Genomic DNA, 24,504 nt, shown 5'->3' with positions numbered 1-24,504 from the left:
GAGGACGAGGCCCGGAGGGCCGAAGAGGCGGGGGGGAGAGGGGGCGCAGCCCCCAGTCGAGCGGTCGGTCAGGCGGCGGCGGAGAGGTGGCCCGCGGAGTGGTCGGGCCGCTGCCCCGCGGCCACCGCGCCCAGGAGGGCCACGATGCGCTGGGACGCGAGGCCGTCGCCGAAGGGCGAGGGAGTCTCGGCCAGACGGCCGAGGCCGGCGTGGCCCTCGGCGAGCCACCGCCGGACGCCCCGGCCGATGCCCCGCCCGGGGGCGACCAACTCGGCGAAGCCGGAGTCCATCGCCTCGGGCCGCTCCGTGGAGCGGCGTACGACCACGAGCGGGCGGCCGAGCACGGTGGTCTCCTCCTGGACGCCCCCGGAGTCGGAGACGAGCACGGCCGCGTGCCGGGCGAGCGCCAGGAACTCCCCGTACCCGAGCGGCGGCAGCACCGTGAGCGCGGCCAGGAGGTGCCCGAGCCCCGCGGCCTCCAGACGGGCCTTCGTGCGGGGGTGGACGGCGAAGAGGACCGGCAGGTCGGCGGCGAGCGCCGCCAGCTCGGTGAGGATCGCGCGCAGCGCGGCCGGGTCGTCGGTGTTCTCGGGCCGGTGCACGGTGGCGAGGAGGTAGCGGTCGGGGGTGACGCCGTGCGCGGCGAGCAGCGCGGCGCGCTCGTCCTCGGCGGGCAGGTGCTCCTGTACGGCCTCGACGACGGTGTTGCCCGTGACGGCGACGCGTCCGGCCGGGACGCCCTCGGCGCGCAGCAGCTCCCGGTTGTCCTCCGTGGCCGCGCACAGCACGTCCGCGAGCTGGTCGATCACGACGCGGTTGTGCTCCTCGGGCATGGCCCGGTCGTGGCTGCGCAGGCCCGCCTCCACGTGCACCAGCGGGATGCCGCGGGAGTTCGCCGCGAGCGCCCCGGACAGGGAGGCGTTCGTGTCGCCCTGCACCACCACGGCCAGCGGGGGCTCGGCCGCGAACAGCGCGTCGAGCTGCGTGAGGGCGGTGGAGATCTGTACGGCTCGGGGCTTGCCGCCGACGCCTTCGAGGAGGGTCGGCTCGGGCAGGCCCAGCTCGGTCAGGAAGCGGCCCGAGAGGTCGGCGTCGTAGTGCTGGCCCGTGTGGACCAGGTGGGCGGCGGGGCCGAGGAGGCGGACCAGGTGGGCGAGCTTGACCAGTTCGGGGCGGGTGCCGAGGACGATCGCCACGGAGCGGTGGGGGAGGGGAGGGGTGGGCAGGTGGGTCACCGGGGTGGCGGGCGTCACGGGGTGGGCTCCTGGCGGGTGTGGGGTGCGGCGGACTTCAGGAGCGTGGGGGGTGTGGGTTGCCGGGGTGGGGTGTCTTCGGTTGCTCTCCGGTTGCGAGCCTTCGGCCGAGGCCGGTTCGGGGCGAAGGCCCTGGCCTGTTGGTCCCGGTGGGGTGGGACTTTCGGCCCCTGGGCCCTGCCGGGGGCTCCCCAACCCCGCCCCTTCCCGAAACCGGGGGCTGCGCCCCCGGACCCCCGCTTGTCGGCGCTCCGCGCCTCGTCCTCAAACGCCGGACGGGCTCAGAAGATGTGCCAGGGCGGGCTCAAAGGATGCGCCACCGGGCTCAGGAGGCGGGCTCGGCGGGCTCAGGCGGTGGGCTTGGCGGGCCCGGAAGATGCGCCAGAGCGGGCCCAGAGGATCGGCTCGGTGGGCTCAGAGGATCGGCTCGGTGCGCTCAGGATTCCTCGCCGCGGTAGCGGTAGCCCAGGCCCCGTACCGACTCCAGGGGGTCCTCGTTGTCGCCGACGGCGAGCTTTCTGCGCAGGCGCAGCACCGCGAACTTCACGCGTTCGCGGCCCGTCGCGTCGGGGTCGTCCCAGACGAGGTCGAGGAGCTGTTCGGTGGTGACCACGCGGCCGCGGTTGCGGACGAGCACTTCCAGGAGGCGGTACTCGATGGCGCTCAGGCGGGTCTCGTGGCCCTGCCAGACGGCCGAACGGCGTTCGGGGACCAGACGGAGGCCCGCTTCGACGTAGTCGCCGCGCCACTGCTCCGGGTTGCTGCGGCGAAGCAGCGCCTCGACGCGGGCGAGGAGCTCCAGGTGGTCGAAGGGAGAGGTAGTCGTCGGCGCCGGAGCGCAGGCCGCGAACCCGTTCGGCGGGGCTGGTGCGGCCGGACAGGATGAGGACGGGCAGGTCGGTGAGGTCGCGGGTGCGGTCGAGGACCTCCCAGCCGTCGAGGCTCGGCAGGACCAGGTCGAGGACCATCAGGGCGGGCCGCCGGGCGAACAGGAGCCGCAGCGCCGACTGGCCGTCGTCGGCGGTCACGACCTCGTACCCGGCGCGGGTGAACAGGACCCGCAGCGCGAGCCCGAGGTCGGGGTCGTCCTCGACGAGCAGCAGACAGGTCACGCCGGGGTGTTCCCGGGCGGCCCGGCGGCGGGCAGCCGCACCTCGACGGCGGTGCCGTGGCCCTCGGCGCTGTGCAGGGTGACGGTGCCCGCGTGCATCCTGACCGCGTCGCGCACGACGCTGAGGCCGAGGCCGGTGCCGGGGTAGGGGCCGCGGCGGGCGTTGGGGGCGCGCACGAACTCGGTGAAGACCTCCTCGTGGAACTCCTTGGGGATGCCGATGCCGTCGTCGCGCACGGTGAACTCCCAGCCGGGGGAGTCGGGAGCGCCGTCGTCGTACGGGCGCGCGGTGACGGTGACGCCGCCGCCCGCGGGGGTGAACTTCACGGCGTTGTCGAGCAACGCGGCCAGCGCCCGCTCCAACTGGTCGGTGTCGGCGACGAGCGGGGGACGGGCCGCGGGCAGGTCGAGGCTGACGAAGACGCCGCCGCGGGTGGCCAGGGGAGTGGTGTCGGCGACGAGGCGGGCCAGGAGGGGGCCGGGGTCGAGCGGGGCGTAGGCGGGCGGGGCGGCGCCGGCGGCCTGGGCGTACCGGTGCAGAAGGCCGTCGGCCATGTCGTGCATGCGCTGGGCGCCGCGCCGGATGGTGTCGATGTACTCGCGCTGGGCGGCGGTCAGGGTGCCGCCGTCCGGGCCGGCGAGGAGCTCGCAGAAGGTGAGCACGGTGGCCAGCGGAGTGCGCAGCTCGTGGGAGGTGCGGGCGGCGAACTCGGCGCGGTCGCGGGCCAGTTCGCCGAGGGTGTCGATGTGCCGGTGCAGGTCGTCCTCGTACCGGAGCTGGTCGGTGACGTCCTCGACCAGCCACAGGACGCCGAGGCGGGTGTCGCCGGCCTCGATCGGCTGGCGGCTGCGGCGCAGGGTGCGGCCGTCGACGAGGCGCAGCTCCGCCTTGCGGACGAACTGGCTGCGCAGCGCGCCCACCTTCTCGACGTCCACGTCCGGGAGGAGCCGCGCCATCGCCTCGGCGATGGGCTCGGCCGACGCGCCCGTCGACAGGTCGACGCCCTCGATCCCGCATACCGTCGCGAACTGCGGATTGGCCGCGACCACCCGGCCGTCCTCGTCGACGAGCAGCGCGCCGAGCGGGATCGCGCGGAGCACCGCGTCGCTGTACGGGGCGTGCAGGCCCCGCGGCTCAGCCGTCATGCGGCGGGCTCGGCCACCGGCAGCCCCGCCGGTTCCGTGCCCGGTCCGGGCGCGAGGCCCAGGCGCTCCAGCTCGGCGTCCGCGAGCGCGTCGAGCACGCGCGGGTCGGCGGCGCGCCAGCCCTCGGCGAGGCTGCCGGGCGTGGCGTCCGGCAGGCCGGGGGTGTCGGCGAGGGCGGCGGCGGTCGCGGCCACCTCGTCGAGGGGGCGCAGCAGGGAACGCAGGGCGAGGAGTTCGCGGCCGTCGTCGGACTCGGCGAGGTCCCGCGCGGCGGCGGCCTGCCGGACCCAGCGCAGACGGCGCGGCAGCCAGCGGGCGAGAACCAGGCCGACCGGCACCAGGAACAGGGCGACCGCGCTCACCACGAGCCCGGCGCGCATCGTCACCGGGTCGATGTCGTCCACGACGCCCACCACGGAGCGCAGCGCGGCGCCGACGTCGTCGCCGACGAGGGGCAGGCGCGCGGCGGGCGAGCCGGAGGAGGCGACGCCCGAGTCCGGCCCCGGGCGGGTGAGCAGGACGGCGAGGCGGTACGCGACGACCGCGGCGGCGGTCCAGGCCGCGGTCCACAGCAGGACCGCGGCGTCACCGGCTAGCTGACGGGTCCGTCGACCCGGATTCTGGGCGTACCACATGGTCCGATTGGAACTCCGGTCCTCGCGGGGGCGCGTCAGCCGCGCCGTGGGTACACCCGATTCGCCGGGTGACCCCGGGCCCCGTTCGACGGCCCGACGGCCCGACGGCCCGACGGCCCGACGGCCCGACGGCCCGACGGCCCGACGGCCCGACGGCCCGACGGCCCGACGGCACGTGGCAGCGGTGCGGGCGCGGCGCCCTGGGGACATCAAGGCCAAAAGTCCGATGTGTCGCGGACGGGCGTCCATGGATGATGGGAGGGCTATGTACGACCTGCCCGCCGCCGAGGCGCTACGCAAGGCGGCGGCCGCGGCCCGTCGCCTCGCTCGGCGTTGCGCACGCGAACCCCGGGCCCTGGACGTGCTCACGGCCCTCGCCTGCCTCGCCCTGATGGCCCTCGACGTCCCGGGCCTCGCGGCCGAGGACAACTCCCTCAACGGCGTCATGGCGGCCCTCGTCCTCGCGGCGGGCGCGTCGACGCTGCTGCTGCGGCGGGTCGAGCCCTGGGTTCCGTTCCTCGTCGCGCTGGTGCTGCTCGGCTGGCTGCACGAGCTGACGCTCGCGCAGTTCGCGCTCTACTCGCTGGGGCGGTACCGGGGGCGGCTCGCCGGGGCCGTGGGCGTCGTCGGGTACGTCTCGTTCGCGTACGTGATGTTCACGCTGCCCGGTTGGCCGGTGCACCGCGGGGACACCCTCAGTGAATTCCTCAGCCTCGTCGTGCCCATCGGGGCGCTCGCGGCGGGTGTCGGGGTCGCGGCCAACCGGCAGGACCTGGTGCGGGAGCTTCAGGCCCAGCGGGCCGCGACGCAGGCCCTCGAAGCCGTCCAGCAGGAGCGGCTGCGGATCGCGCGGGACGTCCACGACTTCGTCGGGCGCGAGCTGACGCTGCTGAGCGTGCGCTCACAGGTCCTCGCCCGGCGGGCCGGGGCGACGCCGTACGCGGCCGGGTTCGACGAGTTGTCGGAGACCGCGCGGTCGGCGCACCGGATGCTCAACGAGATCATCGTCCAGCGCGGGGTCGACGGGGCACCCACTCCTGGTCTGGAGGCCCTGCCCGAGCTCGCCGCCGCGAGCGGGCGTGCGGGCAGTCCCGTGGAGCTGCTCGTCGACGGCGCCGCGTACCGGCTCTCGCCGCTGCGGCAGGCCGCGGTGCACCGGGTGGTGCAGGAGTGCCTCACGAACGCGGCGAAGCACGCGCCGGGCGAGGTGGTCGAGGTCCGGGTGCGGGTGGCCGGGGGGCGCCTTCGGGTGGGGGTGCGCAACGCGTTGTCGCCTGGGGCGGCCGGGGCGGGGAGGTCGGCCGGGGCGGCTGGGGCAACCGGGTCGGCCGGGGCGGAGTCCGGGGCGGTGGGGGCTGGCCCGGCGGGTGCCGGGCGTTCGGGTGCCGGGCTTTCCGGTGCCGGTGCCGGTGCCGGTGCCGCGGGGGTCGCGCCCGTGTCGGCCGGGATCGGGACGGCCGGGATGGCGGAGCGGGTCCGTGCGGTGGGCGGGACCTTCACGGCAGGACCTCGTGCGGGCGCGTATGTGGTCGAGGCCGACCTTCCCACCGGCGATCTCGCCTGAGCCCCGGCCGGGGCGGGCGCCGGTCGCGCTGCGCGCTCGTCCTCAGGCGCCGGACGGGCTGGTGTGTCGCCCACCGGCCCCGCGACTGGCCCACCAGCCCCGAAACGCGCCCACCGGCCCCTGGACGAGCACCTCGGCCGCGGGCCTCTGCGCGCGCAGCGCTGCGAGAAGGGCGGGTGGGTGGGGAAAAAGCCCGTCCGGCGCTTGAGGACGAGCGCGCAGCGCGATGCGGCGCACACCCCGGCCCAGGAACACCCGGCACGCACCCCCGGCCGGAGGCCTACGCCGCAGACATCACCCGCTCCAGACCGTCGAAGTCCTCCACGCACTTCCCGCAGCCGAGGGCCACGCTGTCCAGCGGGTCGTCGGCGACGAAGACGGGGATGCCGGTGGCGGAGGCGAGGCGGAGGTCGAGGCCGGGGAGGAGTGCGCCGCCGCCGGTGAGGACGATGCCGTGCTCCATGACGTCGCCGGACAGCTCCGGCGGGCACTCCTCCAGGGTGGCGCGCACGGCGGCGATGATCGCCTCGACGGGCTCGTCGAGCGCGGCCCGCACCTCCCGCACGGTCAGTTCCACCGTCTTGGGCAGCCCCCCGACCTTCTCCCGCCCCCGCACGGTGAACGTCCGCTCCTCGAAGTCCTCCGCGCCGGGCACGGGCCACGCCGACCCGATGGCGACCTTGACGTCCTCGGCGGTCCGCTCGCCGATGAGGAGCGAGTGCTCCCGGCGTACGTAGTCCGTGATGGCCGTGTCGAGCCGGTCCCCGCCGACCCGCAGGGACTGCGCCGTCACGATCCCGCCGAGGGAGATGACGGCGACCTCGGACGTGCCCCCGCCGATGTCCACGATCATCGACCCGCGCGGCTCGGCCACCGGGAGCCTCGCCCCGATCGCCGCCGCCATCGGCTCCTCGACGAGGTGGACGGCCCGCGCCCCGGCCCGCTGCGAGGCGTGCACGATGGCGCGCCGCTCGACCTGCGTGACGCCGCTGGGCACGCAGATCACCATCCGCGTACGCGGCCTGCGCCCGGGCACGGCCTTGCGCACGAAGTGCCGGATCATCTCCTCGGCGGCTTCGAAGTCGCTGATCACGCCGTCCTTGAGGGGCCGGATCGCGGTGATGGAGCCCGGGGTGCGCCCGATGGTCTCCTTGGCCTCCGTACCGACGGCCAGCGCGTTGCGCGCGCCCGCCTTGACGGCGACCACGGACGGCTCGTTGAGCACGATGCCCTGACCGCGTACGTAGAGAAGGGTGTTGGCCGTGCCGAGGTCGATGCCTATGTCCATGATCGCCAAGTTTGCCCGGCGGGAAGGGGGCGCGGAGGGACCAAGGTCCCGAATCGGACGGGTCCAAGGTCCTGAGGGGCCCGCGCGGCCCCGCGGACCCCTTGCGGGACCGGTCCCCACGGCCGCTGTCGGCACTCCTCCGTAGACTGGCGTACGTGAGCGACCTCCCTCCGAACGACAGCCAGCGCGACGACGACGAGTTCGACCGACTCGTCGGGGCCGAGACCGAGCGCGATCCCGACCTCGCCGTCATCGAGGCCGGCAGCCGCACCCTGCGCACCCAGGCGGGCCCGCCCGAGACCGACGTCCCGGCCCGCCCCGCCGACCCCGAGGTCGACAGGGCCCTGCGCGAGGTCGAGACGGAGCTCATGGCCCGCTGGCCCGAGACCAAGCTGGACCCGTCCCTGCGGCGCATCGCCATGCTGATGGACGTCCTCGGCGAGCCCCAGCGGGCGTACCCCTCGATCCACATCACGGGGACGAACGGCAAGACGTCCACGGCCCGCATGGTCGAGGCCCTCCTCGGCGCCTTCGAACTGCGCACGGGCCGGTACACGTCCCCGCACGTCCAGTCGATCACCGAGCGCATCAGCCTGGACGGCGCCCCCATCAGCGCCGAGCGCTTCATCGAGGCGTACGAGGACATCAAGCCGTACGTGGAGATGGTCGACGCCAAGGAGGAGTTCCGGCTCTCCTTCTTCGAGGTCATGACCGGCATGGCGTACGCCGCCTTCGCGGACGCCCCCGTGGACGTCGCCGTCGTCGAGGTCGGCATGGGCGGCACCTGGGACGCGACGAACGTCATCGACGCCTCCGTCGCCGTCGTCACCCCCATCGACCTGGACCACACCGACCGCCTCGGCACCACGGCCGCCGAGATCGCCGTCGAGAAGTCCGGCATCATCAAGCCGGACGCCACGGCCATCCTGGCCCAGCAGCCCGTCGAGGCCGCCCAGGTGCTCCTGAAGAAGGCCGTCGAGGTGGACGCGACGGTCGCCCGCGCGGGCCTGGAGTTCGGCGTCGTCCAGCGCCAGATCGCCGTCGGCGGCCAGCTGCTCACCCTGCGCGGCCTCGGCGGGGAGTACGAAGAGGTGTTCCTGCCCCTGCACGGCGAGCACCAGGCGCACAACGCCGCGGTGGCCCTCGCCGCCGTGGAGGCGTTCTTCGGCATCGGCGCCCAGCACGCCCGGCCGCTGGACATCGAGACCGTCCGCAAGGCCTTCGCCACGGTCTCCTCGCCCGGCCGCCTCGAAGTCGTCCGGCGCTCGCCCACCGTCGTCCTGGACGCCGCGCACAACCCCGCGGGCGCCCGCGCCGCGGCCGGGGCCATCGGCGAGGTCTTCGACTTCAGCCGTCTCATCGGCGTGGTCGGCGTCAGCGACGGCAAGAACGCCCGCGGCATCCTGGAGGCCTTCGAGCCGATCTTCGCCGAGGTCGTCGTCACGCAGAACTCCAGCCACCGCGCCCAGGACGTCGACGAGCTCGCCGGGCTCGCCGTCGAGGTCTTCGGCGAGGACCGCGTGCAGGTCGAGCCGCGCCTCCCGGACGCCCTCGAGGCCGCGATCACCCTGGCCGAGGAGGAGGGGGAGTTCGCCGGCGGCGGCGTCCTCGTCACCGGCTCCGTCGTCACCGTCGGCGAGGCCCGACTGCTCCTGGGGAGGGGCTGACAGCTGTGCGTACGCTCTGTTCGTCGACCTTGATCGGCGAGTTCTTCGTCATCGGCTTCGCCGGTCTCGTCGCCATGAAGGACCCGGACCTGGAGATGAGCACGGTCTGGACGGTCTGCGGCATCGCCATGGGGCTTTCCGTGCTGCTGTGCGGCATGGTCACCCGGCCCGGTGGTGTCCAGCTCGGCTGGGCGCTGCAGATCGCGCTGATCGCCAGCGGCGTCGTGGTCCCGATGATGTTCTTCATGGGCGCGATGTTCGCCGCCCTGTGGTGGGCGTCCGTGCACTTCGGCCGGAAGATCGACGAGGCCAAGGCCCGGTTCGCGGCGATGGCGGAGGCGGACGGCGCGGACGCGGCCCCGGCGTCCGGCGGCTGAGCGTCCCGCCGTCCCCTTTCCGGCCGCCCCTGGCTTATGCCCGGCCGGTGGCCACACTGCGTAGCCGCCCCGGTATCGTGCGGGCATTCCCACGTGACGTCATGAACACCTCTTGGAGCCGCACACCATGAGCGAGCGCACTCTCGTCCTCCTCAAGCCCGACGCCGTCCGCCGAGGCCTGATCGGCGAGATCATCGGCCGCATCGAGCGCAAGGCGGGCTGGACCATCTCCGCGCTCGAACTGCGCTCGCTCGACCAGGCGACCCTGGAGCAGCACTACGGCGAGCACCAGGGCAAGCCGTTCTACGAGCCGCTGGTGGCCTTCATGTCCTCCGGCCCCGTCGTCGCCCTCGTGGTCGAGGGCGAGCGGGTCATCGAGGGCGTGCGCGCCCTCGCCGGGCCGACCGACCCGATCGCCGCCGCCCCCGGCTCCATCCGCGGCGACTTCGGCGTGATCGTGCGCGAGAACCTGATCCACGCCTCCGACTCCGCGGAGTCCGCCGAGCGCGAGCTGAAGATCTTCTTCCCGGCCGCCGTCTGAGCGGTGGCCGAAGGCGCCGTACGAGCGGTTGCCGAGGCGTCAGGAATCCCGCCGTACTCCATCAGGATTCCTTGACGCGGCCGTGGACACGCGGCCGACAAAACAGCCCCTGACGGGCTGGGGACAAGGCCGGGACGGCCGGAGAAATCCGGCCGTCCCTTGGCATATGCGGCCCGATTGGGGGAACCCGTGCCCCTGATGGCACGTCTCCAGAAGCGGGGCGGCTCATCATCTGCTGACAATGGCGCAGACCCTCGCGCCGTGTCCGTGCGGGCGAGACTACGATGGAAGCCTCCACGCCACTCAGCACCCACCTCGCCTACCTAACAAGCCATCACACGCTCCACTAGGGAAGGCCAGACGCATCCTCATGGGGAACAACATGTCGTTCATCGGCCGTGACATGGCTGTCGACCTCGGGACCGCCAACACGCTGGTGTACGTCAGGGGTCGGGGGATCGTGCTCAACGAACCGTCCGTCGTCGCGATCAACACCAACACCGGCGGCATCCTCGCGGTCGGCGCCGAAGCGAAGAAGATGATCGGGCGCACGCCCGGCAACATCGTCGCGGTGCGCCCGCTGAAGGACGGCGTCATCGCCGACTTCGAGATCACCGAGCGGATGCTGCGCTACTTCATCCTGAAGATCCACAAGCGCCGCTATCTGGCCCGCCCGCGCGTCGTGGTCTGTGTGCCCTCCGGCATCACCGGCGTCGAGCGCCGCGCGGTCATCGAGGCCTCCTCGCAGGCCGGTGCCCGTCAGGTGCACATCATCGAGGAGCCCATGGCCGCCGCGATCGGCTCGGGCCTGCCGGTCCACGAGGCCACCGGCAACATGGTGGTGGACATCGGCGGCGGCACCACCGAGGTCGCCGTCATCTCCCTCGGCGGAATCGTCACGGCACAGTCCATCCGGGTGGCCGGCGACGAGCTGGACAACGCGATCATCCAGCACATCAAGAAGGAGTACTCCCTCCTCCTCGGCGAGCGCACCGCCGAGCAGATCAAGATCACCATCGGCTCCGCGTACGACATGGACGCCGACGAGCACACCGAGATCCGCGGCCGCGACCTGGTCTCCGGCCTGCCCAAGACCGTCGTGATCTCCGCCGCCGAGGTCCGCAAGGCCATCGAGGAGCCGGTCAACGCGATCGTCGACGCGGTCAAGACGACCCTCGACAAGTGCCCGCCCGAGCTCTCCGGCGACGTCATGGACCGCGGCATCGTCCTCACCGGCGGCGGCGCCCTGCTCCGCGGCCTGGACGAGCGCCTGCGCCGTGAGACCGGCATGCCGATCCACATCGCCGAGGACCCGCTGGACAGCGTGGCGCTCGGCTCCGGCAAGTGCGTCGAGGAGTTCGAGGCCCTGCAGCAGGTTCTGGACGCCCAGCCGCGCAGATGATGTGACACGACGATGTCCGCCGTACGAGTGCTGCCACCTCGTGCGGCGGATCGTTGATATAGACGCAACACTGAGAGAACCCACAATTCCGCGAGCACTCGCCTGCTCGCGGTTTCATAGATTTCTGTTCAGTAGATTTCCGTTCTGTTCAGTAGATCTCCGCAGATTCCTACTTGAGGAAGGCACGGCCGCCGCACGTGAGGGACACACGAGAGAGCCGGCTGCTCCTGGTGCTGCTGATCGCCATCGCGTTCGCTCTGATCACGGTGGACATCCGCGGCGGCGAGGACTCGCCGGTCGACGGTGCCCGCCAGGCCGCCGCCACGGTCTTCGGCCCGGTCGAGGACGGCATGTCCTCCGCCGTCGACCCGATCGGCAACGCCATCGGAGCGGTCCGCGACTCCGGCGACCGGCACGACCGCATCGCCGAACTGGAGCGCCAGAACGCCGCGTTGAAGGCCAAACTCGGCAGCGACGACCGCAACCGCAGCCGCGTCGCCCAGCTCGACTCGATGCTGAAGAAGGCCGGCGCCGGACAGTACGGCATCAAGGGCGCGGAGGTCATCGGCATAGGAGCGGCCCAGGGCTTCTCCTGGACCGTCACCATCGACGCCGGTGCCAACGACGGCCTGAAGCGCGACATGACGGTGCTCAACGGCGACGGCCTGGTCGGCCGCGTCACCACCGTCGGCCCCTCCACCGCCACCGTGCTGCTCGCCAACGACCCCGACTTCACCGTCGGCACCCGCATGGAGAAGACCGACGAGCTCGGCTTCGCCTCCGGCCAGGGCGACCGCCCGCTGCGGGTCCAACTGCTCAACGGCAAGGCCAAGGTCAAGAAGGGCGACCGCCTGGTGACCTTCGGCTCCCAGGCCGACAAGCCGTTCGTACCGGGCGTCCCGGTCGGCGAGGTCGTCCGCGTCGACCCCTCCGGCGGCGACCTCACCCGCAACGTCTTCGTCCGCCCCTACGTCGGCTTCACCAAGCTCGACGTCGTCGGCGTCGTCGTCGAGGCCCCCCGCGAGGACCCCCGCGACACGGTCCTGCCGCCCAAGCCCGCCAAGCCGAAACCCGCGCCCACGGTGACGGTCACGGCCACGCCGTCCGGGCAGCCCCCGGCCGACGGCGCAGACAACGGCAACGAGCAGTAGGAGCACTGACACCCCATGCGCTTCAACCGGATCCTGCTCTCCAGCACCCTCGTGGTCGTCGCCCTCGTCATCCAGGTCAGCGTCCTGGCCCGGCTCCAGTTGCCCGGCGCCGTCCCCGACCTGGTGCTGCTCACCGTCCTCGCCCTGGCCCTCGTCTACGGCCACACGGGCGGCGCCCTGATCGGCTTCGGCGCGGGCCTGCTCACCGACCTCGCCCCGCCCGCCGACCACGCCGCCGGGCGCTACGCCCTGGTCCTGTGCGTCATCGGCTATCTGGCAGGACTCGCCAAGCCCGAGACCGGCCGGCTGCGCTCGGCCAGCGGCCCGCTCGTCGTCGTGGTCAGCTCCGCCGTCGGCTCCACGCTCCTGTACGCGGGCGTCGGCGCCCTCGTCGGCGACGACGCGGCCCGCCACGTGGGCCTCGGCGGACTGCTCTTCACGGCCGCGCTCTACGACCTGCTGCTCGCGCCGTTCACCATCCCGCTGATCATCGCGCTCGCCCGGCGCGCCGAGAACGACCCGCTCGGGGAGACCGGCGCCAACGCCAAGGCCGCCGACGTCTCCTCCGGCTGGCTCTCCTCCGGCACCGGCCTGAGCATCGGCAACCAGCGCGGCAGCGGACTGCGCATGAAGGCGGCCAAGGCCCGGGTGGCCCGCGCCGGACGCATCAAGGGGGTCAAGCGCCTGTGAGCGCAAGCACATCGACGTACGGAAGGGGAGGGGCGCGGCAGTGACCAACGCCCACCCGTCACCCACCACCACCCTTACAGAGAATGGGCTTCGCCCATGACCAACATTCCTGAGACCGGGCGTACCCCGCGCGTCCAGATCCGCCTCGTCATCATCCAGATCCTCGTCGTCTCACTGCTCCTCACCCTCGGCGGCCGCCTGTGGTACCTCCAGGTCCGCAACGGCGCCGAGTACGCCGAGGAGGCCTCCGGCAACCACGTCCAGCAGGTCGTCCAGCCCGCCGTGCGCGGCGCGATCCTCGACGCCCGCGGCGTGCCCATCGCCGACAACCAGACCCGCCTCGTCGTCTCCGCGTCCCGCACGGACCTGATGAAGATGAAGGACGACGGCAAGGGCGTCCTCGACAAGCTCGCCGGTGTCCTCGACATGCCCCCCAAGGACGTCGCCGACAAGGTCCGCCTCTGCGACTCCAAGACGCCCCAGCCCTGCTGGAACGGCTCGCCGTACCAGCCCATCCCGATCACCGACGAGGCCACGCCCAAGCAGGCCCTGCAGATCCGGGAGCGCTCCGAGGACTTCCCCGGCATCACCGCCGAGCCCACCGCCGTGCGCCGCTACCCCGCGCCCGGCAAGGCCAACACCGCGCAGGTCCTCGGCTACCTCTCGCCCGTCACCGACGAAGAGATCAACAAGGCCAAGGACAGCGACTCGCCCTACCTGCGCTCCGACCAGGTCGGCCGCTCCGGTCTTGAGCGCACCTACGACAAGCAGCTGCGCGGCAAGGCCGGCGTCACCCGCTACGAGGTCGACAACCTCGGCCGGGTGATAGGGAAGGCCGACTCCGACCGCGCCGAGCCCGGCTCCAACGTCGTCACCAGCATCGACGCCCGCGTCCAGGCCGTGTCCGAGTACTGGCTGAACGACGCGATGAAGAAGGCCCGCGACGAGTTCGACGACAACACCGGCGAGAACTACAAGGCCGACGCGGGCGCCGTCGTCGTCATGGAGAACAAGACCGGCCGCATCGTCTCCATGGCCTCCAACCCCAACTACGACCCGAACGCCTGGGTCGGCGGCATCTCCGGCAAGGACTACGCCCGCCTCACCGGCAAGAAGTCCAACTACCCGCTCCTGAACCGGGCCATCCAGGGCCAGGCCGCCCCCGGCTCGATCTTCAAGGTCATCCCGACCACCGCCGCCGTCAACGCGGGCTACGAGTTCAACGGCCGCTACCCCTGCCCCAGCTCGTACTCGATCGGCGGGCAGGTCTTCAAGAACTTCGAGTCCCAGGGCCACGGCTCCATCTCCCTCGGCCAGGCCCTTGAGGTGTCCTGCGACACCGTCTACTACAAGCTGTCGCACGACGAGTGGCGCAAGGACGGCGGCAACAAGCCGAAGAAGGACCCCAAGGACTGGTTCTACAAGACCGCCCACCAGTTCGGCCTCGGCAAGGAGACCGGCGTCGACCTGCCCAACGAGGTCAGCGGCCGCGTCCCCGACCGGCAGTGGAAGAAGGACTACTGGGGCGCCAACAAGGACGCCTGGTGCAAGCAGGGCAAGAAGGACGGCGAGTACGCCGAGCGCATCGCGTACGAGAACTGCCTCGAAGGCATGAAGATGCGCGCCGGTGACTCCGTCAACTACTCCATCGGCCAGGGCGACACCCTCGTCACGCCGATCCAGATGGCCACCATCTACTCGGCCATCGCCAACGGCGGCACCCTCTACAACCCGACCGTCGGCAAGGCGATCATCAGCGGCGACGGCAAGCGCGTCGAGGAGATCAAGCCCAAGTCCCACGGCAAGCTGCCCATGGACGCGGCGCTGCGCAAGGACATAGACGGTGCCCTCGCGGACGTCGCGACCAAGGGCACCGCCGCCTGGCGCTTCGGCGGCTGGCCCCAGGACAAGATCCCGATGCACGCAAAGACGGGTACCGCCGAGGTCTACGGCAAGCAGACGACGTCGTGGTTCGCGACGTACACCAAGGACTACTCGATCGTGATGACGATCTCCCAGGGCGGTACGGGCTCCGGCGCCTCCGGGCCCGCCGTGCGCCAGATCTACAACGCGATCTACGGCCTCGACGACAGCGGCAATCAGGACCTGAAGAAGGCCCTGCTGCCCGAGCCGCAGAAGTCCCTGCCCAAGATCGAGCCCGACGGCTCCATCGACGCCCCGAAGATCAAGCCGTTCAAGCCCGGCAAGCCCAAGCCGCCATCCGAGCAGACCCAACTGGCCGGGCCCCCGGCGACGGGGAGGCGTGACTAGTCCATGACCGGCACCGGTGGCTTCTCCGTCTCGGGCTACGGCCCCGAGCGCTCCACGCTCTCCCGTCTGCTCGCCCGCGACTCGATACTGCGCAGGCTCGACTGGGTGATGCTGCTCGCCGCCCTCGCGCTCTCCGTGATCGGCTCCGCGCTCGTCTACTCGGCGACCCGCAACCGCACGGAACTCGTCGGCGACGACCCGTACTCCTTCCTGATCAAGCACGTCGTGAACATCGGCATCGGCTTCGCCCTGATGACCGCCACGGTCTGGCTCGGCCACCGCAACCTGCGCACGGCCGTGCCGATCCTCTACGGCGTCTCGGTCTTCCTGATCCTGCTGGTCCTCACCCCGCTCGGCGCGACCATCAACGGCGCCCACGCCTGGATCGTCATCGCGGGCCAGTCGCTCCAGCCCTCCGAGTTCTGCAAGATCACCATCATCCTGGGGATGGCGATGATGCTCGCCGCCCGCGTCGACGCGGGCGACAAGGAGCACCCCGACCACCGCACCGTCGTCCAGGCCCTCGGCCTCGCCGCCGTCCCGATCATGATCATCATGCTGATGCCCGACCTCGGCTCGGTCATGGTCATAGTGATGATCGTGCTCGGCGTACTGCTCGCCTCCGGCGCCTCCAACCGCTGGGTCTTCGGTCTGATCGGCGCGGGCGCGCTCGGCGGCGTCGCCATATGGCAACTGCACGTCCTGGACGACTACCAGATCGCCCGCTTCGCCGCCTTCGCCAACCCCGCGCTCGACCCGGCGGGCGTCGGCTACAACACCAACCAGGCCCGCATCGCCATCGGTTCCGGCGGCCTCACCGGCACCGGCCTCACCAACGGCACCCAGACCACCGGCCAGTTCGTGCCCGAGCAGCAGACCGACTTCGTCTTCACCGTCGCGGGCGAGGAACTGGGCTTCGTCGGCGCGGGCGCCATCCTGGTCCTGCTCGGCGTCATCCTCTGGCGCGCCTGCCGCATCGCCCGCGAGACGACCGAGCTGTACGGCACGGTCGTCGCCGCCGGGATCATCGCCTGGTTCGCCTTCCAGGCCTTCGAGAACATCGGCATGACCCTCGGCATCATGCCGGTCGCCGGTCTGCCCCTGCCGTTCGTGTCGTACGGAGGGACATCCATGTTCGCGGTCTGGCTCGCCGTGGGCCTGCTCCAGTCGATCAAGGTGGAACGGCCGCTGTCGGCATAGCGGCCGGGGTCTGCCCAAGTCGGCCGATCGCGTCTAGATTCGGTTCATGGCGGACACGAAGCGCGAACGCGAGATCGAGCGGAAGTACGACGCCGACGCCCCCGGTGGGCTCCCCGACCTCAAGGGAGTCGCCGGGGTGGCCGACGTCATCGACAAGGGCGTCGTCGACCTGGACGCGGTGTACTACGACACCGCCGACCAGCGCCTCGCCACGGCCTCCATCACGCTGCGCCGCCGCACCGGCGGCCACGACGCGGGCTGGCACCTGAAACTGCCCGTGCCCGAGATCGAGGGCGCCCGCGACGAGGTGCACGCCCCCCTGTCGGACGACGTGCCGCGCGCCCTCCTCGGCCTGGTCCGCTCCCGCGTCCGCGAGGCCGACCTCACCCCCGTCGTCCGCCTCCGCTCGGCCCGTGACCTGCGCCACCTCGTCGACGCCGACGGCACCCTCCTCGCCGAGGTCAGCGTCGACGGCGTCCACGCCGACCGCCTCGACGGCACCACGGCCACCGCGTCCTGGACGGAGATCGAGGTGGAACTGGCCCCGAACGGCGACCCCCACCTCCTGGACAAGGTGGAGAAGAAACTCCGCAAGGCGGGCGTACAGAGGTCGACGTCCAAGTCGAAACTGGCACGGGCCCTGGCCGAGACGGTGGAGAACGAGACCGCTCCCGCTGTGGGCCATCGTCCCGCAGGGCAAGCCGACCTGAACCCCGACGCGGCGGGCGCCCAAGTCCTCACGTACCTCCGCGAGCAGCGAGACGCCCTGGTCGACCTGGACCCCGCGGTCCGCCAGGACCTCCCCGACTCCGTCCACCAGATGCGCGTGGCGACCCGCCGCACCCGCAGCGCCTTCAAGACGTACGCGAAGATCCTCGACCGCACGGTCACGGACCCGGTCGGCGAGGAGCTGAAGTGGCTGGCCGCGGAGCTGGGTGTGGACCGCGACCGCGAGGTCCTCGCGGAGCGCCTCACGGAGGCCATCGCGGCGGTCCCGAGGACCCTCCTCCTGGGCCCCGTCCGCGGCCGCCTGAAGATCTGGAAGGTCGCGGGCCGCGCGGGCTCACGCCGCAAGACGGTCGCCGTCCTGGACAGCAAGCGCTACCTCGCGCTGCTCGACCGCCTGGACGCCCTCCTGGCCGACCCCCCGCTCCGCAAGGGCGCCGAGAGCCCCGCGGCGGAGGCCCTGCCCAAGGCGATGCTCAAGGACTACGGCCGCCTGGCCACCCGAGTCGACCACGCCCTCGCCCTGGCCCCCGGCACGGACCGGGACCTGGCGATGCACGAGGCCCGCAAGGCCGCGAAGCGCGCCCGGTACGCGGGCGAGGCGGCGACCTTGGCCCTCGGCAAGCCCGCGGCCCGCTTCGCCAAGCGGATGAAGGGCGTGCAGAAGGTGCTCGGCGACCACCAGGACAGCGTGGTGGCCCGCGAGGCCCTGCGGGCCCTGGCCGTCCAGGCGCACGCGGCGGGGGAGTCCGTGTTCGTGTGGGGCCTGCTGTACGGCCGCGAGGAGGCGGCCGCGGCCGCACGGGAGCGGGAGCTGCCGGGGGTGTGGGAGCGGGCGTCGCGGCCGAAGGTGCGCGCGGTGCTCGGCGGCTAGGCGCCCGCGCGGGGGTCGGCCGTTCGAGGTACGGGGCGGGGCCCGGGCCACGTTAGGCTTGAGGGTCACCCCTGTCAGCTCACGAAGGTCCAGCGATGTCTGTCGAGTCGGTTTTCCCGCAGCTCGAAGCCCTGCTCCCGCATGTGCAGAAGCCGATCCAGTACGTGGGCGGTGAGCTCAACTCCACCGTCAAGCCCTGGGACGACTGCGATGTCCGCTGGGCCCTCATGTACCCGGACGCGTACGAGGTCGGTCTGCCCAACCAGGGCGTCATGATCCTCTACGAGGTCCTGAACGAGCGCGACGGCGTCCTCGCCGAGCGCACGTACAGCGTCTGGCCGGACCTCGAAGAGCTGATGCGCGAGCACAAGGTCCCGCAGTTCACGGTGGACAGCCACCGCCCGGTGAAGGCCTTCGACGTGTTCGGCCTGTCCTTCTCCACGGAGCTGGGCTACACGAACATGCTGACCGCCCTGGACCTCGCGGGCATCCCGCTGGAGTCCAAGGACCGCGGCCTCGACGACCCGATCGTCCTCGCGGGCGGCCACGCCGCGTTCAACCCCGAGCCGATCGCCGAGTTCATCGACGCGGCGATCATCGGCGACGGCGAGCAGGCCGTGCTCGACATGACGGAGATCATCCGCGCCTGGAAGGCCGAGGGTCGCCCCGGTGGCCGCGAGGAGGTCCTGTTCCGCCTCGCGAGGACCGGCAGCGTGTACATCCCGGCGTTCTACGACGTGGAGTACCTCCCGGACGGCCGCATCGGCCGTGTCGTACCGAACAAGTCCGGTGTCCCGTGGCGCGTGTCCAAGCACACCGTCATGGACCTCGACGAGTGGCCCTACCCGAAGCAGCCGCTGGTGCCGCTCGCCGAGACCGTGCACGAGCGCATGTCCGTGGAGATCTTCCGCGGCTGCACGCGCGGCTGCCGCTTCTGCCAGGCGGGCATGATCACGCGCCCGGTGCGCGAGCGCTCCATCACGGGCATCGGCGAGATGGTCGAGAAGGGCCTGAAGGCGACCGGCTTCGAGGAGGTCGGCCTGCTGTCCCTGTCCTCCGCCGACCACACCGAGATCGCGGACGTCGCCAAGGGCCTCGCCGACCGGTACGAGGAGGACAAGATCGGCCTGTCCCTCCCCTCCACCCGCGTGGACGCCTTCAACGTCGACCTCGCCAACGAACTGACCCGCAACGGCCGCCGCTCCGGCCTCACCTTCGCCCCCGAGGGCGGCAGTGAGCGCATGCGCAAGGTCATCAACAAGATGGTCTCCGAAGAGGACCTGATCCGCACCGTCGCCACCGCCTACGGCAACGGCTGGCGCCAGGTGAAGCTCTACTTCATGTGCGGTCTGCCCACCGAGACCGACGAGGACGTCCTGCAGATCGCCGACATGGCGATGAACGTCATCCAGAAGGGCCGCGAGGTCTCCGGCTCCAACGACATCCGCTGCACGGTCTCCATCGGCGGCTTCGTGCCCAAGCCGCACACGCCGTTCCAGTGGGCCCCGCAGCTCTCCGCCGCGGAGACCGACGCCCGTCTGGAGAAGCTCCGCGACAAGATCCGCGGCGACAAGAAGTACGGCCGCTCCATCGGCTTCCGCTACCACGACGGCAAGCCCGGCATCGTCGAGGGCCTGCTCTCCCGCGGCGACCGCCGCCTCGGCGCCGTCATCCGCGCCGTCTACGAGGACGGCGGCCGCTTCGACGGCTGGCGCGAGCACTTCAGCTACGAACGCTGGATGCGGTGCGCCGACAAGACGCTGCCCGAGGTGGGCCTCGACGTCGACTGGTACACCACCCGTGAGCGCACCTACGAAGAGGTGCTGCCCTGGGACCACCTGGACTCCGGCCTCGACAAGGACTGGCTCTGGGAGGACTGGCAGGACGCGCTCGACGAGACCGAGGTCGACGACTGCCGCTGGACGCCGTGCTTCGACTGCGGGGTGTGCCCCGCCATGCAGACGGAGATCCAAGTGGGTCCGACGGGCAAGAAGTTGCTGCCGCTGTCGGTGAAGACGCCTGCCGCGAAGTGAGCCCCCCGGCGCCGTGGGCGCGGCGCCGGATGCTGGCTAAAGTCATCTCATAACCGCTGGTTGGAGGGCCGGTCGGCGGTTGTGGGAGAGGTCGGCGTCCTGGGGAGGGCCTGCACGCATGAGTCGTCGCTCGAGTGGTCTTGTCGGTGTCTGGGCCGAGGTCCAGCGGCAGCAGCAACGCCAGCTGGAGGCCGAGGCCCGCAGGCGCCGGGAACAGGAGCGGCAGGCCCGTGCCGAGCAGCGCCGGATGGAGCGGGACTACCGCGAGTACCGCCAGGCGGAGGCCCGGCGCCGGACCCAGGAACTCGACGCGCGCGTGGAGGCCCTGCAGGGGCTGTTAGCGGTCGGCTGCCGCGCCCCCGCCTTCCGGGCCGAGGCCCTGACGCGGACCGAGGACGTGCTGCCGTTCTCGGCCGGACAGCTCGCGGTGCCGGTGCCGATGCCGGACGCGAACCTCTATCAGGCGCAGGGCGGTTGGACGCCGGGCCGTCGCGCGCAGGCGCAGGCGGAGGCGCGGGCCCGCTTCGAGTACGACTGGCGGGCGGCGCAGGCCGCGGAGGCCCAGCGGCAGCGGCAACTGGCGGAGCTGCGGCGCCAGTACGACGCGTGGGTCACCGGTCACCTGGCGGAGGTGCGCCGCCACAACGCGGGCATCGCCGAGGTCACCGCGGGGGTCAGGAGCGGCGACGCGGAGGCCGTCGTCGAGTACTTCACCGCCGCCCTGTACGCCTCGACGGCCTGGCCCGAGGGCTTTCCCCGGCAGGTCGCCGCGGCCTACGACCCGGCGTCGCGCCAACTGGTGCTCGACTGGGAACTCCCCGGACACGACGTCGTTCCCGAGGCGAAGTCGGTGCGCTACCTGATCAACGCCGACGAGGACAAGGAAGCGCCGCGCCCGGTGACCCAGCGCCGGGCGCTGTACCGCGGCGTCATCGCCCAGTGCGTGCTGCTCGTGCTGCACGACCTGTTCGCGGCGGACGAGTACGGCGCCCTCGAATCGGTGGCGCTGAACGGGTTCGTCGACGACCACGATCCGGCGACGGGCGTACGGACGCACATCTTCCTCGCCTCGGTCATGGCCGTGCGCGCCCCCTTCGCCGCCCTCCGCCTGGAGCAGGTGGACCCGGTCAGCTGCCTGGTCGACGGCCTCCGGGGCCAGTTGGCGGCGCGGCCCGACCAGCTCTCGCCGGTGCGGCCCGTGCGCAGGCCGGACGACGTGGGCCAGCACGTGGCCAGCCACGGCGGCGCCGGGGCGGGCGACGAGCCGGACCTGCGGGAGATGGACCCGATCGTGTTCGAGTCCCTGGTCGCCGAGTTGTTCCGGGCCATGGGCATGCAGGCGGTGATGACGCAGCGCTCGAACGACGGCGGCGTCGACGTCGACGCCCTCGACCCCACCCCGATCCGCGGCGGCAAGATCGTCGTCCAGGTGAAGCGCTACCGCAACACCGTCCCGCCGACGGCCGTCCGCGACCTGTACGGCACCGTGCAGGACCGCGGCGCCAACAAGGGCGTCCTCGTCACCACGTCGGGCTTCGGCCCCGGCTCGTACACCTTCGCCAACGGCAAGCCGCTGGAGCTGATATCGGGCCCCGAACTGGTCGACCTGCTGCACCGGCACGGACTCTCCGGCCGCCTCGGGGAGCGCGCGGGCGCGGCCCCCGCGCCGCCCCCGGCCCCCGCGCCCCGGCAGGACGATGTCGCGGACTACAACGTCCTCGGCATGTCCTGGTCCGGCAGCGTCGCCGTGGACGTCTGCGCCCTCGTCTGCGCGGGCGACCGGGTCCTGAGCGACGACCACTTCGTGTTCTTCAACAACTCACGGACCCCGGACGGTTCGGTGCGCGCGGAGTCCGCGAGCCCGCCGGACAAGGCCGCGGTGCGGGTCGCCTTCGAGTCGCTGCCCGCGGCCGCCGACCGGCTCGCGCTCGTCGCCGCGGTCGACCCCGAGGCCAACCCGCACGCGGACCTGTCGGGCTTCACCGACGCCCGCATCCGGCTCCTCGACCCGTCCCTGACGGAACTGGGCACGCTCGACGTCTCCGAGGGCCGCGCGGGTGAGACCGCCCTGGTCCTCGGCTCGTTCCGGCGCAGAGCGAGCGGCGACTGGGACTTCGTGCTCGGCGGCAAGGGCTACACGGGCGGCCTGGAGCAACTCCTGCCGGACTACGGGATCGCCGTCGAGTAAACGGCCTTCGCCGTCCGGCCGACCCACCCGCGGGGAAATCCGGAGGCGGCCGTCGAAATCGGGAGCCGCGACGGTCCCCTGCGCGTCTAGCACCACATGGACCTGGAGAAACGGCCCGCGACACCCCCGGTGGAGCAGGCCGCGCAGCACCCGGCGGCCCCCGCGCCGCAGCCCGCACCGAGACAGCCCCCCGCACAGGCGGAGGGCTGTCTCGTGGTGGCCATCCGGCTCCCGGTGCGGATCGTGGCCCTGGTGGTCGTCCTGCCGGTGCGCCTGGTGTGGGACGCGCTGGTGGTGGCCGGGCGGTTCCTGCTCGACACCGCGCTGCGGCCCGGCGGGCGCGCGCTCGCCTGGCTGGGGCGCACCCTCGTGCTGCGGCCGCTCGGCGCGGTGTGGACGTACGTCCTCGCTCCGGTGGGCCGGGGGCTCGCGGCGGCCGGTCTGTTCCTCGGCAAGTGTCTGTTCGTCTGGCCCTGGGTGGGCCTGTGGCGGTACGTGGTCGTGCCGGTCGGCCACGGGCTGGGCCGGCTCCTGCACGTCCTGCTCGTCGTGCCCGCCGGCTGGCTGTACCGGTACGTTCTGACGCCCGTGGGGCACGCGCTCGCCTGGGCCGCGCGGGGCGTCGGGGCCGGGGCGTCGGCGGTCGGGCGCGGCGTGCGGTGGCTGCTGCGGATCCTGTTCGTGGTGCCCGCGGTGTGGACGTACGCCAGGGTGCTCACGCCGATCGGGCACGCCATCGCCTGGGCGGCGGTCGGGGTGGCCGCCGGCATCCTGTGGCTGTTGCGGGGCATCGGGCTCGTCGTGTGGACGCTGCTGCGGTGGGTCTTCGTGGTGCCCGCCGTGACGGTGTGGCGGTGGGTGCTCGCGCCGGTCGGGCGGGGCGTCGCCTTCTTGGCGCGCGAGATCGGGGACGCGCTCGGGCACGCGTGGCGGGTCGCCGGGCATCTGTCGCGGGCCGTGTGGCGGTTCCTCGGGCAGCTCCTTCGGTGGATCTTCGTGAGCCCCGCGCGCTGGGTGTACCGGACCGTCCTCACCCCGGCCGGGCACGCCGTCCGCGACCTGGTGTGGCGCCCCGCCGCCGCGGCGGTGCGGGCCGCCGGACGCGCCACGCGGCAGGCACTCGGATCGGTGCGCGACAGCGTGCGCGCGGCCCGCGCCGACGTCCGGCGGCTGCTCTTCGGCGGGCCCCGTGAGAAGGTGCCCGTCACACAGGGCCACGAGGCCGACGGAAACCTGCGGACGTGAAGCGCGTATTCTGAGGCGAAGGGTCCGGCGTGAAATGTCCCCGCAGCCGCAGGGACGATCCGGACCACGACACACGGCAGCGCCAGCCCGGACGCGCTCCCCGCTGATACGGGGACGGCGTCACGGGCCGCGTACACGAGGAGAAGTTCCCCTGGGCAAGCGACAGCCCGAAGGCCCGCCGCCCGCACCCGCGGTGCAGCGCATCCGACTGCGCTACACCAAGCGCGGCCGCCTCCGGTTCACCAGCCACCGTGACTTCCAGCGCGCCTTCGAGCGGGCGCTGCGCCGCGCCGAGGTGCCCATGGCGTACTCGGCCGGCTTCACCCCGCACCCGAAGGTGTCGTACGCCAATGCCGCACCCACCGGCACGGGCAGCGAGGCCGAGTATCTGGAGATCGCCCTCACCGAGCACCGCGACCCGCGCACCCTGTGGGCGCTGCTCGACGAGTCACTGCCCGACGGACTCGACATCACCGACGCCGTCGAGGCCCGCACCTCGGGCCTCGCCGACCGGCTCACCGCCTCCGTGTGGGAGCTGCGTCTGGACGGCGTGGAGCCCGAGGCGGCCGAGCGCGCCGCCGCCGCCTTCCGCGCCGCGGAGACCGTCGAGGTCCAGCGCCGCACGAAGAACGGCATGCGGACCTTCGACGCCCGCGCGGCCGTCGTCAGCCTCGACGGTCTCGGTCCGGAGGCGCTCGCCTCCCGCGCCGATAGGCCGACCGACAAGCCCTGTGCGATACTGCGGCTGGTTGTACGGCACGTGACACCTGCCGTCCGACCCGACGACGTCCTGTCCGGTCTCCGAGCTGTGGCCGACCTGGCGCCGCCGGTCCCCGCAGCGGTGACCAGGCTGGCGCAGGGGCTTTTCGATGAAGAGACCGGCACGGTGACCGACCCGCTCGCGCCCGACCGCGAGGCAGACATGGCCGCCCCGGCCGATCGTCCCGATCGTTCAGGGGACGCCGCACCTGCCGCCGCGACGGCGCCGGAGTAGGGACGGTCCCGCGCAGGGGCGTTCGCCGAGAACACCGCAGCGCCGCCCTCGTACTCGGGAGCCACCTGGGTCGGGCGGCGCACTGACCAGAAGACTTTCGCCAGGCCGTCCGCACAAAGGGGCGTACGGAACCGGCGAGACAAGACAC

At 72.5% G+C, this 24,504-nt stretch carries 19 protein-coding genes and 1 pseudogene; 14 read left to right on the top strand and 6 right to left on the bottom strand.

The features are described from left to right. Nucleotides 1-68 precede the first annotated feature (68 nt). From wecB to ACZ6BG_RS04545, 5 genes and pseudogenes are all read right to left on the bottom strand, one after another. Nucleotides 69-1,253: a non-hydrolyzing UDP-N-acetylglucosamine 2-epimerase gene (wecB, locus tag ACZ6BG_RS04565; protein WP_468996790.1), complete on the bottom strand. Its 1,185-nt coding sequence runs from the start codon at nt 1,251-1,253 to the stop codon at nt 69-71. Nucleotides 1,254-1,689: 436 nt separating this feature from the next. Further along, nucleotides 1,690-1,890, bottom strand: a complete 201-nt coding sequence (locus ACZ6BG_RS04560) for a helix-turn-helix domain-containing protein (RefSeq protein ID WP_468996788.1) — start codon at nt 1,888-1,890, stop codon at nt 1,690-1,692. Between the two features lie 235 nt (nt 1,891-2,125). Beyond that, nucleotides 2,126-2,365 (bottom strand): annotated as a pseudogene (locus ACZ6BG_RS04555) (response regulator); the annotation flags it as partial. Then, nucleotides 2,362-3,510: a PAS domain-containing sensor histidine kinase gene (locus ACZ6BG_RS04550; RefSeq protein ID WP_468996786.1), complete on the bottom strand. Its 1,149-nt coding sequence runs from the start codon at nt 3,508-3,510 to the stop codon at nt 2,362-2,364. The gene ACZ6BG_RS04550 and the pseudogene ACZ6BG_RS04555, both read right to left, overlap by 4 nt. Then, nucleotides 3,507-4,145 carry a hypothetical protein gene (locus ACZ6BG_RS04545; RefSeq protein WP_468996784.1) on the bottom strand — a complete coding sequence of 213 codons (639 nt, stop codon included), beginning with the start codon at nt 4,143-4,145 and terminating at the stop codon, nt 3,507-3,509. The genes ACZ6BG_RS04550 and ACZ6BG_RS04545 overlap by 4 nt, the downstream gene beginning before the upstream one ends. Before the next feature lie 265 nt (nt 4,146-4,410). On the opposite strand from ACZ6BG_RS04545, the gene ACZ6BG_RS04540 reads away from it, so the two are divergent. Then, complete coding sequence (locus tag ACZ6BG_RS04540) at nt 4,411-5,709, top strand: sensor histidine kinase (RefSeq protein ID WP_468996782.1); 1,299 nt, start codon at nt 4,411-4,413, stop codon at nt 5,707-5,709. Nucleotides 5,710-5,989: 280 nt separating this feature from the next. Here the strand turns inward: ACZ6BG_RS04540 and ACZ6BG_RS04535 are convergent, their stop codons facing one another. Continuing rightward, nucleotides 5,990-6,997, bottom strand: a complete 1,008-nt coding sequence (locus ACZ6BG_RS04535) for a rod shape-determining protein (protein WP_468996780.1) — start codon at nt 6,995-6,997, stop codon at nt 5,990-5,992. Between the two features lie 155 nt (nt 6,998-7,152). Here ACZ6BG_RS04535 and folC point away from each other — a divergent pair, with 155 nt between their 5' ends. From folC to ACZ6BG_RS04470, 13 genes are all read left to right on the top strand, one after another. Further along, complete coding sequence (gene folC / locus ACZ6BG_RS04530) at nt 7,153-8,664, top strand: bifunctional tetrahydrofolate synthase/dihydrofolate synthase (protein ID WP_468996778.1); 1,512 nt, start codon at nt 7,153-7,155, stop codon at nt 8,662-8,664. Nucleotides 8,665-8,669: 5 nt separating this feature from the next. Next, the gene (locus ACZ6BG_RS04525) at nt 8,670-9,041 is read left to right on the top strand and encodes a DUF4233 domain-containing protein (protein ID WP_468449711.1); all 372 of its coding nucleotides are present in this window, start codon (nt 8,670-8,672) and stop codon (nt 9,039-9,041) included. Nucleotides 9,042-9,168: 127 nt separating this feature from the next. Further along, complete coding sequence (ndk, locus tag ACZ6BG_RS04520) at nt 9,169-9,582, top strand: nucleoside-diphosphate kinase (RefSeq protein ID WP_030362601.1); 414 nt, start codon at nt 9,169-9,171, stop codon at nt 9,580-9,582. A gap of 382 nt (nt 9,583-9,964) precedes the next feature. After that, nucleotides 9,965-10,984: a rod shape-determining protein gene (locus ACZ6BG_RS04515; protein ID WP_030362602.1), complete on the top strand. Its 1,020-nt coding sequence runs from the start codon at nt 9,965-9,967 to the stop codon at nt 10,982-10,984. A 197-nt stretch (nt 10,985-11,181) separates the two neighbouring features. After that, complete coding sequence (gene mreC / locus ACZ6BG_RS04510) at nt 11,182-12,135, top strand: rod shape-determining protein MreC (protein WP_385724969.1); 954 nt, start codon at nt 11,182-11,184, stop codon at nt 12,133-12,135. Between the two features lie 15 nt (nt 12,136-12,150). Beyond that, entirely contained in the window at nt 12,151-12,825 is a 675-nt protein-coding gene (gene mreD, locus ACZ6BG_RS04505; protein ID WP_030362604.1) for a rod shape-determining protein MreD, read from the top strand. A gap of 96 nt (nt 12,826-12,921) precedes the next feature. Further along, nucleotides 12,922-15,096 (top strand): penicillin-binding protein 2, encoded by a 2,175-nt coding sequence (mrdA, locus tag ACZ6BG_RS04500; protein ID WP_468996775.1) that lies wholly within the window; start codon nt 12,922-12,924, stop codon nt 15,094-15,096. Nucleotides 15,097-15,099: 3 nt separating this feature from the next. Further along, nucleotides 15,100-16,296: a rod shape-determining protein RodA gene (gene rodA / locus ACZ6BG_RS04495; RefSeq protein ID WP_468996773.1), complete on the top strand. Its 1,197-nt coding sequence runs from the start codon at nt 15,100-15,102 to the stop codon at nt 16,294-16,296. Between the two features lie 46 nt (nt 16,297-16,342). Next, nucleotides 16,343-17,896, top strand: coding sequence for a CYTH and CHAD domain-containing protein (locus tag ACZ6BG_RS04490; protein WP_468996771.1), 1,554 nt, complete (start codon nt 16,343-16,345; stop codon nt 17,894-17,896). 95 nt (nt 17,897-17,991) lie between these two features. Further along, entirely contained in the window at nt 17,992-19,929 is a 1,938-nt protein-coding gene (locus ACZ6BG_RS04485) for a TIGR03960 family B12-binding radical SAM protein (protein WP_468996769.1), read from the top strand. A gap of 118 nt (nt 19,930-20,047) precedes the next feature. Further along, entirely contained in the window at nt 20,048-22,117 is a 2,070-nt protein-coding gene (locus ACZ6BG_RS04480; RefSeq protein ID WP_468996767.1) for a restriction endonuclease, read from the top strand. 96 nt (nt 22,118-22,213) lie between these two features. Continuing rightward, the gene (locus ACZ6BG_RS04475; protein ID WP_468996765.1) at nt 22,214-23,362 is read left to right on the top strand and encodes a hypothetical protein; all 1,149 of its coding nucleotides are present in this window, start codon (nt 22,214-22,216) and stop codon (nt 23,360-23,362) included. Between the two features lie 193 nt (nt 23,363-23,555). Continuing rightward, the gene (locus ACZ6BG_RS04470) at nt 23,556-24,356 is read left to right on the top strand and encodes a TIGR03936 family radical SAM-associated protein (RefSeq protein WP_468996762.1); all 801 of its coding nucleotides are present in this window, start codon (nt 23,556-23,558) and stop codon (nt 24,354-24,356) included. Nucleotides 24,357-24,504 lie beyond the last annotated feature (148 nt).

It is taken from the genome of Streptomyces sp. NPDC041205 (assembly GCF_055591765.1).
The sequence above is the reverse complement of the archived record's forward strand: the minus strand, read 5'-3'. Positions and strand labels throughout refer to the sequence as shown.